Annotated in this window: 20 protein-coding genes; 8 read left to right on the top strand and 12 right to left on the bottom strand. The window is 63.4% G+C overall.

The window, feature by feature from the left end; genetic code table 11:
* Positions 1-11: 11 nt before the first annotated feature.
* From D4Q51_RS02710 to D4Q51_RS02730, 5 genes are all read right to left on the bottom strand, one after another.
* The gene (locus D4Q51_RS02710) at positions 12-542 is read right to left on the bottom strand and encodes a hypothetical protein (RefSeq protein WP_120076212.1); all 531 of its coding nucleotides are present in this window, start codon (positions 540-542) and stop codon (positions 12-14) included.
* Positions 543-612: 70 nt separating this feature from the next.
* The gene (locus tag D4Q51_RS02715) at positions 613-900 is read right to left on the bottom strand and encodes a GNAT family N-acetyltransferase (RefSeq protein ID WP_120076213.1); all 288 of its coding nucleotides are present in this window, start codon (positions 898-900) and stop codon (positions 613-615) included.
* Complete coding sequence (locus tag D4Q51_RS02720; protein WP_420807522.1) at positions 900-1,703, bottom strand: thiazole synthase; 804 nt, start codon at positions 1,701-1,703, stop codon at positions 900-902. The genes D4Q51_RS02715 and D4Q51_RS02720 overlap by 1 nt, the downstream gene beginning before the upstream one ends.
* A 57-nt stretch (positions 1,704-1,760) precedes the next feature.
* The gene (gene thiS, locus D4Q51_RS16095; RefSeq protein WP_120076308.1) at positions 1,761-1,970 is read right to left on the bottom strand and encodes a sulfur carrier protein ThiS; all 210 of its coding nucleotides are present in this window, start codon (positions 1,968-1,970) and stop codon (positions 1,761-1,763) included.
* A 22-nt stretch (positions 1,971-1,992) separates the two neighbouring features.
* Positions 1,993-2,361: a MerC domain-containing protein gene (locus tag D4Q51_RS02730; protein ID WP_120076214.1), complete on the bottom strand. Its 369-nt coding sequence runs from the start codon at positions 2,359-2,361 to the stop codon at positions 1,993-1,995.
* A 139-nt stretch (positions 2,362-2,500) separates the two neighbouring features.
* On the opposite strand from D4Q51_RS02730, the gene D4Q51_RS02735 reads away from it, so the two are divergent.
* The 5 genes from D4Q51_RS02735 (at position 2,501) to rpsI (ending at position 5,817) form a co-directional block, all read left to right on the top strand.
* Positions 2,501-3,553, top strand: a complete 1,053-nt coding sequence (locus tag D4Q51_RS02735; RefSeq protein WP_120076215.1) for a COX15/CtaA family protein — start codon at positions 2,501-2,503, stop codon at positions 3,551-3,553.
* Positions 3,553-3,894: a divalent-cation tolerance protein CutA gene (gene cutA, locus D4Q51_RS02740; RefSeq protein WP_120076216.1), complete on the top strand. Its 342-nt coding sequence runs from the start codon at positions 3,553-3,555 to the stop codon at positions 3,892-3,894. The genes D4Q51_RS02735 and cutA overlap by 1 nt, the downstream gene beginning before the upstream one ends.
* Positions 3,891-4,628 carry a hypothetical protein gene (locus tag D4Q51_RS02745; protein WP_162925109.1) on the top strand — a complete coding sequence of 246 codons (738 nt, stop codon included), beginning with the start codon at positions 3,891-3,893 and terminating at the stop codon, positions 4,626-4,628. Before cutA ends, D4Q51_RS02745 begins: the two co-directional genes overlap by 4 nt.
* A 185-nt stretch (positions 4,629-4,813) precedes the next feature.
* A complete protein-coding gene (rplM, locus tag D4Q51_RS02750) occupies positions 4,814-5,293 on the top strand; it encodes a 50S ribosomal protein L13 (RefSeq protein WP_120076218.1) in 480 nt (159 codons plus the stop codon).
* Positions 5,293-5,817, top strand: coding sequence for a 30S ribosomal protein S9 (gene rpsI, locus D4Q51_RS02755; protein ID WP_120076219.1), 525 nt, complete (start codon positions 5,293-5,295; stop codon positions 5,815-5,817). The genes rplM and rpsI overlap by 1 nt, the downstream gene beginning before the upstream one ends.
* 110 nt (positions 5,818-5,927) lie before the next feature.
* On the opposite strand, the gene D4Q51_RS02760 is transcribed toward rpsI, so the two are convergent.
* The 4 genes from D4Q51_RS02760 to D4Q51_RS02775 form a co-directional block, all read right to left on the bottom strand.
* On the bottom strand, positions 5,928-6,308 hold the full coding sequence (locus D4Q51_RS02760) for a response regulator (RefSeq protein ID WP_120076220.1): 381 nt from the start codon (positions 6,306-6,308) through the stop codon (positions 5,928-5,930).
* Positions 6,309-6,472: 164 nt separating this feature from the next.
* Complete coding sequence (locus tag D4Q51_RS02765; RefSeq protein WP_120076221.1) at positions 6,473-7,330, bottom strand: metallophosphoesterase family protein; 858 nt, start codon at positions 7,328-7,330, stop codon at positions 6,473-6,475.
* Positions 7,323-8,189, bottom strand: coding sequence for a diacylglycerol kinase family protein (locus D4Q51_RS02770; RefSeq protein WP_120076222.1), 867 nt, complete (start codon positions 8,187-8,189; stop codon positions 7,323-7,325). Before D4Q51_RS02770 ends, D4Q51_RS02765 begins: the two co-directional genes overlap by 8 nt.
* A 42-nt stretch (positions 8,190-8,231) precedes the next feature.
* Positions 8,232-8,498: a hypothetical protein gene (locus D4Q51_RS02775; protein WP_120076223.1), complete on the bottom strand. Its 267-nt coding sequence runs from the start codon at positions 8,496-8,498 to the stop codon at positions 8,232-8,234.
* Between the two features lie 272 nt (positions 8,499-8,770).
* Between D4Q51_RS02775 and D4Q51_RS02780 the strand changes: the two genes are divergently transcribed.
* The gene (locus D4Q51_RS02780; RefSeq protein WP_120076224.1) at positions 8,771-9,082 is read left to right on the top strand and encodes a UrcA family protein; all 312 of its coding nucleotides are present in this window, start codon (positions 8,771-8,773) and stop codon (positions 9,080-9,082) included.
* A gap of 89 nt (positions 9,083-9,171) precedes the next feature.
* Here the strand turns inward: D4Q51_RS02780 and D4Q51_RS02785 are convergent, their stop codons facing one another.
* The 3 genes from D4Q51_RS02785 to D4Q51_RS02795 form a co-directional block, all read right to left on the bottom strand.
* Positions 9,172-9,918 (bottom strand): LytR/AlgR family response regulator transcription factor, encoded by a 747-nt coding sequence (locus tag D4Q51_RS02785; RefSeq protein ID WP_120076225.1) that lies wholly within the window; start codon positions 9,916-9,918, stop codon positions 9,172-9,174.
* Positions 9,915-11,102 carry a sensor histidine kinase gene (locus D4Q51_RS02790; RefSeq protein WP_120076226.1) on the bottom strand — a complete coding sequence of 396 codons (1,188 nt, stop codon included), beginning with the start codon at positions 11,100-11,102 and terminating at the stop codon, positions 9,915-9,917. The genes D4Q51_RS02785 and D4Q51_RS02790 overlap by 4 nt, the downstream gene beginning before the upstream one ends.
* A gap of 101 nt (positions 11,103-11,203) precedes the next feature.
* The gene (locus D4Q51_RS02795; protein WP_120076227.1) at positions 11,204-12,730 is read right to left on the bottom strand and encodes a fumarate hydratase; all 1,527 of its coding nucleotides are present in this window, start codon (positions 12,728-12,730) and stop codon (positions 11,204-11,206) included.
* Positions 12,731-12,904: 174 nt separating this feature from the next.
* On the opposite strand from D4Q51_RS02795, the gene D4Q51_RS02800 reads away from it, so the two are divergent.
* Positions 12,905-13,522, top strand: a complete 618-nt coding sequence (locus D4Q51_RS02800) for a protein-L-isoaspartate O-methyltransferase family protein (RefSeq protein WP_240624531.1) — start codon at positions 12,905-12,907, stop codon at positions 13,520-13,522.
* Between the two features lie 2 nt (positions 13,523-13,524).
* Positions 13,525-15,054, top strand: coding sequence for a TolC family outer membrane protein (locus D4Q51_RS02805; RefSeq protein ID WP_120076228.1), 1,530 nt, complete (start codon positions 13,525-13,527; stop codon positions 15,052-15,054).

Below are 15,054 nucleotides of genomic sequence, written 5' to 3' on the forward strand. Positions count from 1 at the left end.
CGCCGCGAGCGTCAGGCGGCTTCGGCCTCGATCTTTTCCGGATAGAAAGCCGGTTCCTTGCGCGACCATGCGGGCGCAGTGGCGGCTGCCTCGCTTAGCGATTGCAGCAGCATCCGGCGGCGCTCGGGGCGGATCTGGGGCAGTGCGGCCGCAGCGCAGAAGGCTGCGGGAAGGAAGGGCCGCACCGCAGCGCCAAGCAGGCGCTCGTAGAGGAAGCGGTAGGCGGAAAAGCTGTCGAGCCGTTCCATGGCAAGGTCCTGAGCCGATATGCGGAGCAAGGTGCCCATCAGGTTCTGGATGCCATCGAAAGTCTCGCCATCGGGGATCAGCGCCCGCAGGTGCTTCAGCTCGCGGTAGGCAAGGTACTGGCCGCGAATGGCGCGCTTGTCCTCGGGAGAGACGCTCCAGGTCTTGAAGGCATCGCCGCGTCCCAGCGCGATATCGAGCGCGCGTTCGATGAACTCCTGCTCGTATTCGGCAAAGCCTGCAAACTCGCGCATCTCGGCGATGGTGAGTGAGAACGTCTTCGATTCGTGACCCATGATCGGCCCTTCCCTTGCGGTGTCAGGGAAGGTGTGCGGCACTATGGTTAATTTGTCGTAAGCAGGCGCCTCAGCCCTGCACCACGTCCGACCAGTCGGGGTGGCGTGCGGCCTGCGCCTTGAAGAACGGGCACAAGGGAATGATCCTGAACCCCTTGGCGCGCCCCTCCTCCACGACGCGCTGGGCCAAGGCCTTTCCGACACCCATGCCCCTCATGGAATCGGGTACGAAGGTATGGTCGACGATCACCAGCGAATCCGACGCGCGCGAGAATGTCAGTTCGGCCTCTTCGTCATGGCTATCGAGAGCAACGACGAAGCGTCCCTTGCTGCCGTTTTCCTCAAGCCGAATGTCCACTAGATCAATCCAGCGAGTGGCGAGCTTGGATCGGCATACTTGCGCCGCCCCATGCGGCCCGCGAGATAGGCCTCTCGCCCGGCTTCCACGGCCAGTTTCATGGCGCGGGCCATGCGGATGGGGTCCTTCGCCTCGGCAATAGCAGTGTTCATCAGCACGCCGTCGCAGCCAAGCTCCATGGCAACCGCAGCGTCCGATGCCGTCCCCACGCCTGCATCCACCAGCACGGGCACTGTAGCACCTTCCACGATCAGGCGGATGGTCACCTGGTTCTGGATGCCCAGACCCGAGCCGATCGGCGCGCCCAGCGGCATGATCGCCACCGCGCCCGCTTCTTCCAGTTGCTGCGCCGCGATGGGATCGTCAGTGCAATAGACCATCGGCTTGAAGCCTTCCTTGGCCAGAACTTCGCAGGCGCGGATGGTTTCGACCATGTTGGGATAGAGCGTCTTCGCTTCGCCCAGCACCTCCAGCTTCACCAGGTCCCAGCCGCCCGCCTCGCGCGCCAGTCGCAGCGTGCGGATGGCATCCTCTGCCGTAAAGCAACCCGCGGTGTTGGGCAGGTAGGTCACCTTCTTTGGATCGATGTGATCCATCAGCACGGGCTGGTTCGGATCGGAGATGTTCACCCGGCGCACGGCCACGGTGACGATCTCGGCCCCGGCAGCCTCGACCGCGGCGGCGTTCTGGGCGAAGTCCTTGTACTTGCCCGTGCCCACGATCAGGCGCGAGGTGAAGCGGTGGCCGGCAACTTCCCAGCTGTCGTCCTGCGAGTCCGGCGAAATGGTCTGCATCTGCGTCATGCGCGCGGCGGTATCGACCCGATGGCGCAGTGGCAAGGCCGATGCGGCGCGTTCCTTTCAGCCCCCGCCGACGAAGTGGACGATTTCCAGCTGGTCGCCATCTGACAGGGCGACATCCTCCAGCGTGGAACGCGGAGCTATTTCACCGTTGTGCTCCACGGCAACTTTCTCCGGCTTCAGGCCCAGCTCGCGCACCAGTGCAGCGATTGTGGCGGCTTCGGTCCGGCGGGATTCGCCATTGACGGTAATGGAAATGGGCTGGGTCATCACCAGCGGCACATAGGGCCTGTTAGGCGTGGCGCAAGTTGAGGATGTGGCCTGCGGCCACCAGTGTCACCCCGATCATCGTCAGCACCGCTTCCTCGAAACCATGGCCAACGGCCAGCGCGCCGCCCATGAAGGTGAGGCCCGTCATCGCCACGACGAAGGGTTTCGCGCGTCGATGACGCACGGCACCCACACCGATGGCAACGCCGGCGATGATCGTCGCCAGCAACAGGCCCCAGCGATGGATATCGGGATCGAGCAGGAAAGCGCCGCCAAGCCCCATCCCGGCGACCAGCACGAGACCGAGCACGCAGTGCACGAGACACAGCGCGGAGAGCATAACGCCGACGCGGTCCAACCGGCCGCGAATCCAGGGGGTGATCGAACCCATGCGCCCACATCTATGTAACGTCATAACATTGCGCAAGGGCCATATGCCATTTCCGGGGTCGTGACTGGCCGCCTGTGGGATACCTGCACTAAGGTGGGTGCTTGCGAATCCCGCCCTAAAGTTGCAAATCGCCTGCACCATGGTCGCCGCAACCCTCTCCGAGACCCCCTCCGCCGCTGGCGCGCCCCGTCCGCTTGCCGTCGCCCGCTGGCTGTTCGCAGTCGCTGCGCTGGTGCTGGTCATGGTCGCCGTGGGAGGTATCACTCGGCTGACCGAAAGCGGCCTGTCGATCACCCACTGGAGCCCTGTCAGCGGCACGCTGCCCCCTCTCAGCGAGGCAGACTGGCAGACAGAGTTCGATCTCTACAAGCAGACAGGCGAATACCGGAACGTCACCGGCCCTGCCGGAATGGACCTCGCGGCGTTCAAGTTCATCTTTTTCTGGGAGTGGTTCCACCGCCTGCTGGGCCGCGTGATCGGCCTGGCCTTTGCCGTGCCGCTGGCGTGGTTCTGGCTGCGGGGCGCCATTCCCGCTGGATACAAGCCACGCCTCCTCGCGCTGCTGGCGCTGGGCGGGCTGCAGGGGGCGTTCGGCTGGTTCATGGTCCGCTCCGGTCTCGGCGCGGAAATGACGGACGTTTCGCACTTCTGGCTTTCGATACACCTGCTGACCGCGTTCTTTACGCTGGGTGGCCTTGTGTGGACGGCGCTCGATCTGCGCCAGCTCGATGCAAGCGGACACGGGAAGCCAGCGCGATTTACCGGACTTACCTTTTTCGTGGCGGTGATCCTGTTTCTGCAATTGCTTCTCGGCGCCTGGGTCGCGGGACTGAACGCAGGGCTTGCTTCCAACACCTGGCCGCTGATGAACGGACGGCTCGTTCCGGAGACGAACTGGTCGCAAGGCGTCTGGTGGACTTTCACCCACGATCCGTTCTGGCTGCACTTCCTCCACCGCTGGTGGGCATGGGTCGCCGTGGCGGCGCTGATCGTGATGGCGCGCAAGGTGAAACCGCTTGATCGGCGGGCCTCGATTGCCATTCACTCGGCATTCGGCATTCAGATCCTGCTTGGCATCGCGACGGTGATGACAGGTGTCGAGCTCTGGCTTGCCGTAGCGCACCAGGTGGTGGGCGCCCTGCTGGTCGGCGCATTCGCCTGGGGCGCACACGCGCTGGGCAGGCGCACCTGATGGCGGACGAGGCCAGCGAGGCGGCCTTGATCTGGAGCCCGTTCGGCTCTGTCCAAGAGGCTCGCGAAGTGGCTGATGTGCTGCTGCAGGAAAACCTCGTAGCCTGCGCAAATTTTCTTCCGCAAATGACTTCGGTCTTTCGCTATGAGGGACAGGTGCAATCGGCGAACGAGGTCGGAGTGCTGTTCAAGACGCATGGCAGACTGCTCGATACGGCTACAACGCGACTGGCCGAACTGCACCCCTACAACACGCCCGCGATCTGCGGCTGGATGGCTGACAGCGCGCCGCCAGCCACGCGCGATTGGATCGCTGGCTTGCTGGGCGGGAACCGATCATGACTGCTAGTCCCGATAGAAGGGGCGCTTTGGTGCTGGGCCTGGCGGGGGCAGTCGCAACTACCTTTGTCAGCACGCCCGCCGTCGCCCTGCCAGTCGAACGCCTCATCGATCCGCCGGAAGGGCCGATGCGCTATACCCGCAGCGTGACGCGCGATCTGATCGACGGCACGCCATTCACGGTGACGCGGCATTTCCGGATCGTGTTCCAGCCGTTCGCCGAAGGGTTCATGCTGCACGGAGAGCAACAGGACGTGCGCGTTGACGGGCCGGAAGTTCTCGCACCGTTTGCAGAACTGGAGCGGGCGCGCGACGAGAGCGGACTGTTCCCGATCGCGCTCAATGCCTTCGGTCAAATTCTTTCGTCGCAGATCGCCGCGCCTGCCGGTCCGCATCTGCGGCAGGCCGTCGACGAAGCGGTTGCGGAAATCGCTTCCCATCCCATTGGCGAGGATGAGCACCAGCAGGTCGCGCAATTCCTGCGTGCCCTCCAGCAGGTGGGCAATCGCGTAACCGCGCACTTGCCGCTGGACCTGTTCGCGCCTTCCTCGCAATCACGCCACGAAGAGCGCGACATCGTCTTGCCGGGCGGCGTGGAGGGGAAGGTCGAAAGCGTGTTCGAAGCCGAGCGCGACGAGCGCACCGGGCTGATGCGCGAGGCAAGCCGATCGGTAATGACGCGGGTCGCGCAGACCTCCCGCGGCACTCGCGAACGCTGGAGCCTATCCGGCTTCTGAAATCGGGCCGAAGATTGACGCAAATCCAAGGCGGTATTATTTTACCTCTCCGCTATCGCCCGGATTTGCTTGACTTGCGGCACCTGAGGCGACAAATGCGCGCCTTCGCTGGCCCGCCAGCAAGGTGATTCTCCACCGCGATCGGGACAGCGGCGAATTTTCGCACTGATTTGAGGAATTCAGCCATGAAGGCTCTGACGAAGACCACCCGGTCGATCAAGCCGGCCGAGGTCGAAAAGAAGTGGCACATCATCGACGCCGAAGGTCTCGTCGTCGGGCGCCTGGCTTCGATCATCGCCAATATCCTGCGCGGCAAGCACAAGCCGAGCTTCACCCCGCACGTCGATTGCGGCGACCACGTCGTCGTCATCAACGCCGACAAGGTGAAGTTCACCAGCAACAAGGCTGCCAAGAAGGTCTACTACAAGCACACCGGCTATGCCGGCGGCCTGAAGGAAACCACTGCCGAGAAAATCCTCGACGGTCGTTATCCCGAGCGCGTGCTGGAGAAGGCCGTGGAGCGCATGATCCCCACGGGTCCGCTGGGCCGTGCCCAGATGAAGGCGCTGCACCTCTACAACGGCACCGAGCACCCGCATGACGGCCAGAAGCCCGAAGTGCTCGACGTTGCCTCGATGAACCGCAAGAACAAGGTGTCCGCATAATGGCTACCGAAGAAAACAACACCGCCAACGACCTGTCCGACCTGAAGGACGTGGTGGGCGATGCGCCTGCTGCCGATGCCGGTGAAGGCGAAACCGCCGCTCCCGCCGCGCCGCTGCGCGAGCAGGAACTGGACGAGCATGGCCGCGCCTACGCCACCGGTCGCCGCAAGGACGCCACCGCCCGCGTGTGGATCAAGCCCGGCACCGGCAAGGTCACCGTCAACGGCAAGGACCAGGAAGTCTACTTCGCCCGTCCGACGCTGCGCCTCGTGATCAACCAGCCGTTTACGATCTCCGACCGTGAAGGCCAGTATGACGTGATCGCCACCTGTTCCGGCGGCGGCCTCTCCGGCCAGGCCGGCGCGGTGAAGCACGGCATCAGCCAGGCGCTGAGCAAGTTCGAGCCAGCCCTGCGCGGCACGATCAAGGCTGCTGGCTTCCTCACCCGCGACAGCCGCGTGGTGGAACGCAAGAAGTACGGCCGCGCCAAGGCACGCCGCAGCTTCCAGTTCAGCAAGCGCTAAGTATCGGCGCGCTACAGCGCGTCTCAAGAGTTTCCTCGACGGAGGAAAATGCGAAGGGCGGCCCCCACGAAGGGTCGCCCTTTTTGCATTGGGGGATAAGTGGTCGGGTTCTAGTGGACCTTCTGGCCTTCGAGCAGCGCATCGACTCCGCCGAGCAGGCTATCGATGCTCAGCGGCTTGGCGAGATAACCGCCCGCACCGGCGCGGCGGATGCCTTCCTCGTCCAGTTTGCCGGCGTAGGCAGTGATCGCGAGGATGGGGATATGCTGCGTGCGCGGGTTCTTCTTGATCTCGCGGATCAGCTTGCGGCCCGACACGTGCGGCAGGTGGATATCCATGGTGATGATATCGGGTGCGAAACTGTCTACCGCGTCGAGCACGCGCGCGCCATCGTCCACGAGCATAAGCTCGTAGCCGCGCTGCTTGAAGACGGCCTCATAGAACATCCGGTTCAGCAGGTCGTCTTCGACGATGAGGACTTTCGTGGTCATGTCAGCAACTTACGTGGAAATTTCCCAATTCGATCCTTTGCTTGCGACAAACCGGCCCGAAAAGGCGGTGGGTTGACTTTCGCTGGTCCGATTTCACGCAGTAACGCTTTAGAATTAAGGATTAATAGCTAGTCGTTATAGCTGATTACCGGCAAGATTCACGATCAATGTACGGGGGGATCTGTGCGCGGGACCTTTCCGACGGGGGCCACGGGCTCTCCCTTTTCTCGCGGAGGCATGGCGTCTTCCGGCACATCTCCGATCATCATGTCGCGTGTACGCACGTCTTCCAGATTGCGTACGCGCACGGTCAGGTCTTTACCGTCCCACGTCAGTTCGTTGAAACTGGGAGGTGTCGAGCGAACCCGCTGCGACAGTGTGCCCGCGCCGATCATGCGAACCTGGCCGTGGACCGTTTCCTCCATGATATCGAAAGCATCGTGCACGTGGCCGGACAGGACCGCGAGCACCGGGCGCTGAGCGAGTTCGTTCAGCGCATTCTGCCCGTGCTTCGTCAGCGCCGTGCCCTGCGTGCCGACCTCGCGCAAGGGATGGTGCACGGCTACCAGTGCCTGCACCCCGGCGGGCAACTCGTCGATTGCGGTCAGGCACCTTTTCAGCGCCGCATCCGTCACCCAGCCTTTCGACCAGTTCAGGCGCGGCTGCCAGCGGCGGACCGTCTTCAAAGGCACGATGGCAAGTCCGGGGAGGTCGATCTCGGCCTCGACCTTGTCGGCGATGCCACGGATGCGCTTGTATGGGTCGAAGAACCGCTCGATCGGGTTGAAATAGGGCAAGTCGTGATTGCCCACTTCCACCGTCACCGGCGCGTCGAGCGACTTGATCCAGCGGCAGGCGGCATCGAACTCGCGATGCCGGGCGCGCATGGTCAGGTCGCCCGTGATGGCGACGGCGTCGGGCTGCCGCTCGGCGATTTCCTGCTTCACCCAGTCGAGTGCGCGGTTGTCCTCCAGGCCGAAGTGAATGTCGGAAAGGTGGAAGAGCAGCTTTCGATCAGTCATTGCCGGGCTTCGCTAGCAGGTCCACTTCGCACGTCACCAGTCGAAACTGCGTGGGCCCTGTCGCTTCTGCCGGTTCACCATCGAGCAGGACGCTGAATTCGTCTGCCCCGACGCTCGCCAACAGAAGTTCGTCGGAGTCGCCGATGTGATCGTGCGGTCCCTGACGGAAGTCGTGCTTAGCCAGAGCAAGCAGCTGGTCGACAAATTCGGCTGTGGTCTCGGCATGATAGGCGTGGACCGCGATACGCTCGTCGTGGGGCTCAAGCAGGAGAAGGGGGTAGCCCTCCGACCTGCCAAGGGGAGGTTCTGCGCAGCGTAGCGGTTCGTCCTGGAGAGTGTGCGCGAAGGCTTCCCGCGACTCGGTGGCGATGGCGAGGACATCGGTGTTGCGCATGGCTTCTCGCACGTCGTTCCAGCTGGTGCCCGGCCCGGCCAGCAGGCCAGCGTAGGCATCGCCCAGCGCGCTGCGGATAATGCCTGGTCGGCGCGCCCGCAGATCGCCCTTTCCTGCGAGACGCAGCACCTCTTCCATTTCCAGGTCCGCAAACAGGCGGTGGTAAAGCAGGTTCATCGTCCCGCCCGGCAGCACCAGAACCTGCCCGCCCCAGCCCGCGAGAGCTTTGAGCGCGGCATTAACCGTTCCGTCGCCTGCGAAAATAGCGACAAGGTCGATCCCCCCAGCATCAAGCATGGCGGGCGTCGGCAGATCGTCGGAAGGAAAGCTGCTGCGATAGGCCACGCGCAGACTGCAATCGGTGCAGCTGGAGCTCATCCGCTCCAGCGTCTCGCGATCATTCGACCCACTGGCGTCGTTGTGCACCAGCCAGAGCGCGCGTTCCTGTCCCCGGTCATCTTCCATGTGACTGACAGCGCAGGATCGCCCGGCCGGTTCCCGGTGCCCCTATAGCCGCCCTGTCACGATGGACCATGCCGCGCCCAGGTTTATGAGGAAGTAGCCGGCATAGAGCCAAACCCAATGCACCGCGCCTGCCTCGGCGGCGTAGAGCGCGCCACACAACAGCACGAATTCAAGTGCCAGGCTGGCCGCGCGGGCGCCCTGCAAGGCGCGAGGCGGCATTTCGGACAGCATCCGGTGTCCGCTGGCGATCACCGCACGGTGGCAGGCGAAATTGCCCATGCCGAGCAGGAAGGTGATGATCAGTGCCATGGCCTGCCTGTGCCCGATGCGCGCAACAATCGCAATGCGTGGGCCTGACAGCTTTCGCAATCTGTCGTTGGTGGAGCCGGATCTGCATTTCGTCGGCCAATGTACCTGCTGGTCGATTGGCAACGCGTGCATGTCGAGCCTTTGCAGCGCTGCGGCCCAGCCCGGCCTAGATAAGTAATCGCACCGCAGCTGTTCCAGTCCCACCAGCTGCGGTGCGACCCCCGCGAGGAGGAGGAGGAGTTCCAGGGACTTGAGGAGGAGGAGAGAAGACCATGAAGACCCCGAAGATCACTTTCGCCCTGGCCCTTGCCGCTGCCGGAATGGCCGCTGCCCCCACGATGGCGAGCGCCGAAGACACCCAGTCCGTTCGTGTCACTTACGACGATCTCGATCTCAGCACCCAGAACGGGATCGAAGAGCTGGAGAGGCGCATCGATCGCGCTGCACGGCAGATCTGCGGCAACGCCGAGCGCACCGGCACCCATCTGCGCAATCGCGAAGCCCGCGCATGCGTCGCCGAGACCAAGGAGCGGATTAACGAACAATTCGCGCAAGTGGTCGACAGCGCTCAGCGCGGCGGCTGATAGCGAAACCCATCACACGGAGATGAGGGCGCTTTCTCAGAAAAGCGCCCTTTCTCGTATGCCTTCCAAATCGCCTAAAACATAGAACCTCAGCGCCCGGCCATCGCCTTGACCTTCTTGAGATAGGTGCGCCCGATCCGAAGCTCTTCTCCGTCGGCAAGTTCCGCACACCAGACGCCCAGACCTTCATGCTTCAGGCCGGTGATGAAATCTCTGCGCAGAATGGTGGACCGGTGAATGCGGATGAACTTGTCCGGGTCGAGCTTTTCCTCGAGGCCGGCAATGGTCTGCAGCAGCAGGTAGCTGGTTTCGCCCACGTGCAGGCGCACGTAATCGCGCTCTGCATCGATGCGAAAGACTTCGGCTGCGTCGATCCGCAGCAGTTCGGAGCGATGCGGCACCCAGAACTCGCTGAGCCACTCGCTCTCGTCCTGTCCGCTTCCGGCACCCCGCGACTTTCGCGAAAGGGCGCGTTCTATGGCTCGCTCCAGCCGCTCGGTCGCAACAGGTTTCAGCACGTAATCGACCGCTTCAAGGTCGAATGCCTCGACAGCGAAGTTTTCATGCGCGGTTACGAAGATAACGGCGGGCGGCGCAATCATCTTGCCTGCTTCCGCCGCGACTTGCAGCCCGTCCTTTCCTGGCATCGTCATGTCGAGCAGCAGGAGATCAGGGTTGAGTTTCTCCGACAGGCGAAGTGCTGATTCGCCATCGCTTGCCGTGCCGATAACCTGCAACTGCGGCAATTCGGCGCACAGCACCTGCATCCGTTCGATCGCGAGGGGTTCATCATCCACGATCAGCGTACGCAATGTACCGTTGTCGTTGCTGTTCACGCTGCCACCCTCTCCTTGATGCGTTTCAGCGGCATACGCAGGTGTGTTGCATAACCGCCGGGCACCTGCCCGGATACGACCGTCGCCTCGTTGCCGAAACGCGCTTCCAGCCGCTGCCTTACGTTGGTGAGGCCGATGCCGAAGCCGGGGCGGGTGTCGTCGCGATCTTCCGCGCTCTGGCCATTGTCGGAAATGGTCACCACCAGCCGGTCGTACTCCTCGCGCGCGGAGAGGGTGATCGTCACCTGACCCGAAGACGGCGCCACGGCGTGTTTCACCGAGTTCTCGATCAGGGGTTGCAGGATCATGCCGGGAATCAGCGCATTCTCCAACTCGGCCGGAATGTCGTAGATCGTTCGCAGGCGCAGCGGGAAGCGAACGGCCTCGATCTCGAGATAGAGCTTCTGCAAGTGAATTTCCTCGCGCAGCGGCACGTCAGACGTGGTGTCATCCGCCAGGCTGCGGCGATAGAACGTACTGATGGTCTGGATCATCCGTTCGGCCGCGTCGGTCTTGCCGGTCAGCACGAGCGCGGAGAGCGAGTTCAGGGTGTTGAAAAGGAAGTGCGGGTTCACCTGGTAGCGCAGCGATCGCAACTCCGCAGCCTTGGCGGCGTTGCGGAACTGCTGTTCGCGCCGCTCGGCATCGCGGGCCTTCTCACCCGTCAGCAGGGCGAGGTAGAGCGCGCACCACGCCAGCAGCAGGAAATACCGGCTGAAGGCGATCTCGATCAACTGCTGGTAAGTGCCGATCGTCACCAGTTCGGAAAGGTCGGTCAGCAGCGCCTCCCGCCCGCTTTCCGCATCCAGCCCGCGCGCTTCGGCAAATTCCTGCAGCACCTTGTCGTTCAGCGCACTCTGCATGTCGGCGAAGATGACGGTGTTGGCCTGCGCGCACAGCAGGGCGGCTGGCATGGCCAGCAACAGCGCGGCGACGATCTTGATCCATAGGGGCTTGCCGTCGAACGGGCGCAGCACGATCCACAGGCCGAGGGTAATGATGATACCGACCGACACGGACAACACGCGCAACCAGACGATCTGGTCGGCAAAGTCCATGTCCAGCAATTCCGCGCGCAGTGTGACGATGACAAAATAGGTCGCCCACAATCCGAAGATCGAGGCGAGTACCGTCTTGAAAGGCACGCGGGACGTGTGCTTTTCCGGTTTAGCCGCAAATTCCATGCAGCCGGTCTAGCCCAGAGGGCTCGAAGCAACCAGTCCGGATAGCGATTTCCATCGAAGGCCCTGTGTCATTGGTCGAACACGGGCGCGCCGGAAACCGCCTACTTCGCGCCCAGCAGACCCTCTTCGCGAATCTTCTCGCGCCAGTGCAGCGGGGCGAGGGTGTGAACGTTGTTTCCCTGCGAATCGACCGCGACCGTCACCGGCATGTCCTTCACAGTGAATTCGTAGATGGCCTCCATGCCCAGTTCCTCGAAGGCAACGACCTTCGATTCCTTGATCGCGCGCGCTACCAGGTAGGCTGCACCGCCCGTGGCCATCAGGTAGGCAACCTTGAAGCGGCTGATCACGTCCACCGCGTCTGCCCCGCGTTCAGCCTTGCCGATCATCGCGAGCAGGCCTTGGTCGAGCATCATTTCGGTGAACTTGTCCATGCGAGTTGCCGTAGTGGGGCCTGCCGGACCGACGACTTCGCCCATCACCGGGTCCACGGGGCCGACATAGTAGATGGCGCGCCCTCTGAAATCGACTGGCAGTTCCTCGCCCGCGTCCAGCATGTCCTTGATCTTCTTGTGCGCAGCATCCCGCCCGGTCAGCATCTTGCCGTTCAGCAGCAGGCGATCGCCGTGCTGCCAGCTTGCCACCTCCTCCGGCGTCAGATTGTCGAGGTCAACCCGCTTGGCTTCGGCATCCGGCTCCCATTGTACGTCCGGCCATGCGTCGAGATCGGGCTGGGGCAGGTAGGCGGGGCCGCTGCCGTCGAGAGTTACGTGCGCATGACGCGTGGCCGCGCAGTTGGGTATCATCGCAACCGGCTTTCCTGCGGCATGGCAGGGCCAGTCGAGAATCTTCACGTCCAGCACGGTGGAAAGCCCGCCAAGACCCTGCGCACCCACGCCTTGCGCATTTACCGCATCGAAGATGTCGATCCGCAATTGCTCAATGTCGGTTTGCGCGCCGCGCTGCTTCAACTGGGCCATGTCGATCGGGTCCATCAGGCTTTGCTTGGCAAGCTTCATGCAGTGCTCTGCCGTGCCGCCGATGCCGATGCCCAGCATACCCGGCGGACACCAGCCCGCACCCATCGAGGGGATCTGCTCCAGCACCCATTCGATGATGTTGTCGCTGGGGTTCATCATCTTGAACTTGGACTTGTTCTCGCTGCCGCCGCCCTTGGCAGCCACGTCTACGCCGACGGTCTTGCCCGGCACCATTTCCACGGACAGGACGCACGGCGTATTGTCGCGGGTGTTGCGGCGGGTGAAAGCGGGATCGGCGAGGATCGAGGCGCGCAACTTGTTATTCTCGTTGTTGTAGGCCCGCCGCACGCCTTCATCGACCACTTCCTGCAGGCTCCTGTCCGATTCGAGGCGGCAGTCCTGCCCCCATTTCAGGAACACGTTGACGATGCCGGTGTCCTGGCAGATCGGGCGGTGCCCTTCCGCGCACATGCGGCTGTTGGTCAGGATCTGGGCGATGGCGTCCTTGGCCGCAGGACCCTGCTCCGCCTTGTAAGCTTCGCCCAGTGCCTGGATGTAATCCATGGGGTGGTAGTATGAGATGTATTGCAGCGCGTCGGCAACCGTTTCGATCAGGTCTTCCTCGCGGATCGTAATCATGTCGGTCATAGCTTGGGCACTCCTGTTGAACCGCTCGCCCATAGGCGCGGGCCGCCCGGTTCGTCAAAACGCTTTCGTCGAGCCTGGATGGCATCGTGACGAATTGCGACAACGGGGCCATTGCCCGCATCGACTGCAATCCCTAAGGCACTTTTCGTCCATCAAACGCGAGAGTTTCCAGCCGTGATTTCCGATCCGCTCGATGCAGCAGAAGCCGCAAACACCACACATGACCGCGCCCGCCGCGCGATGATCGACAGTCAGTTGCGCACCAGCGGGGTGAACACGCCTCTGGTGATTCGCCGCATGGGCGAAGTCGCGCGCGAGGATTACGTGCCCGCCGCCAGCAAGGGCGTCGCCTATGTCGACCGCGCGATCAAGCTGGAGAACGGAGCCTGGCTGCCCGCACCGCTGGTACAGGGCAAGATGCTGGAAGAAGCCGCACCCAAGGGAAGCGAGAAGGCCATCGTCGTCGATGCAGGCTCCGGCTACCTGGCCGAACTGTTCCGCCCACTGGTGGCCGAACTCACCGTGATCAGCCCCGAGGAAGCGGTGGGCAAAAGCACCAAGGGTAAAGGTGCCGACCTGCTGGTGATCGACGGCGCGGTTGAGGAAATCCCCGCTGCTCTCGCCAAGCGACTGGCGGATGGTGCGAAGATCGTCACCGGCATGGTGAGCAAGGGCGTGACTCGCATTGCAGTGGGTCGCAAGTCTGAAAGCGGCGTATCGCTGATGCCGGTCTACGACATCGGCATCCCGCAGCTGCACGAATTCGACAAGCCGAAGGGCTGGAGCTTCTGACAATGCGCAACTCCCTTCGGCTGGCGACCGCGCTGGCGGGCGTTTGCCTGCTTGCAGCGCCCGCTTCCGCCGACACGCTGAAGGAAGCGCTGACCCGCGCCTATCAGGACAATCCTACGCTCGAAGCAGCGCGGGCTCAGCTTCGCGCGACCGATGAAAACGTGGTGATCCAGCGGGCACAGGGCCTGCCGAGCGTCAACACCACCACGACCTACAGCGAATTTCTCGTCCAGAATTCCACCAGCTTCATCGCGCCCGAGCGCCAGCTCAATGCCAGCGTGGATCTGGGCGTACCGCTGTACCAGGGCGGCGCGGTGAAGAACGGCGTGCTCGCGGCAGAAAACCGCGTCGATGCCGGACGGGCCGACCTGCGCGGCACCGAAAGCGGTGTATTCGCCGACGTGGTGGCAATCTACATGGACGTAATCCTGAACGAAGCGCTCGTCAGCCTTTCGTCCAACAACGTCGAGGTGCTGTCGATCAACCTCGAGGCGACCAGCGACCGCTTCGAAATCGGGGACCTGACGCGCACCGACGTTGCCCAGTCCGAAAGCCGCCTCGCTGTGGCGCGCGGCGATTTGCAGACCGCCGAGGCCAACCTCGTCAACGCCCGCGAACGGTACATCGCGCTGGTCGGCACCGCGCCCACGGACCTGCAGCCGCCGCCCCCGCTGCCCGGCCTGCCTGACAGCGTGCAGATGGCGGTGGACGTGGCGCTGGAAAACAACCCGGACCTCATCGCCGCGAAAGAGCGGGCCGATGCCGCGGGTTACGATATCGAGGTTGCCGGGGCCGGGCGCCTGCCAACCTTCAGCGCTTTCACCAACGGCGGATACCAGAACTTCCTCGGCACGCTTGGCGCCGTTCCCGGTGCCACGGCAGACCAGACTGCCACCAGCGCGACTGCCGGGGTGCGCATGACATTGCCGCTGTTCCAGGGCGGCCGCGTCGCGGCGCAGCAGCGCCAGGCAACGGCCCAGGCAGAGGCAGCGCTGGAACAGGTCATCGCGACGGAGCGCAGCGTGATCGCCCAGACCCGCGCGATCTATTCCAGCTGGCGCGCAGCCAACGCCATCATCGCTTCCAGCCAGGCCGCGGTGGATGCCGCCGAGCTGAGCCTTGAGGGCGTGCGGGCGGAAAACACCGTGGGCAACCGGACGATCCTCGATATCCTCGATGCGCAGCAGGAATTGCTGCGAGCCCAAGTGCAGCTCGTCACCGCGCGCCGCAACGCCTACGTCGCGGGTTTCAACCTGCTGGCGATCATGGGGAAAGCGGAAGCGCGCGATCTGGGGCTGGGCGACGAGGGCCTGCTTTACGATCCTGTCGTGAACTACGACCGGGTGCGCGGCATCATCTGGGACTGGCAACGCGACCCCGAACCGCAAGCCGACAGTTCGCGCACCGTTGACATCCCGCCTGCCGACGGGGAAGTTCCCGATGAAGATCCTCTCGATGAATTCGGGACAGAGATCATCGACTATTCCGATACGGCGCCACCGCCGTTAGAAGCGCCCGAGAGCAATCCTTAA

The sequence above is a fragment of the Aurantiacibacter odishensis genome (assembly GCF_003605195.1).
Lineage (GTDB): Bacteria > Pseudomonadota > Alphaproteobacteria > Sphingomonadales > Sphingomonadaceae > Alteraurantiacibacter > Alteraurantiacibacter odishensis.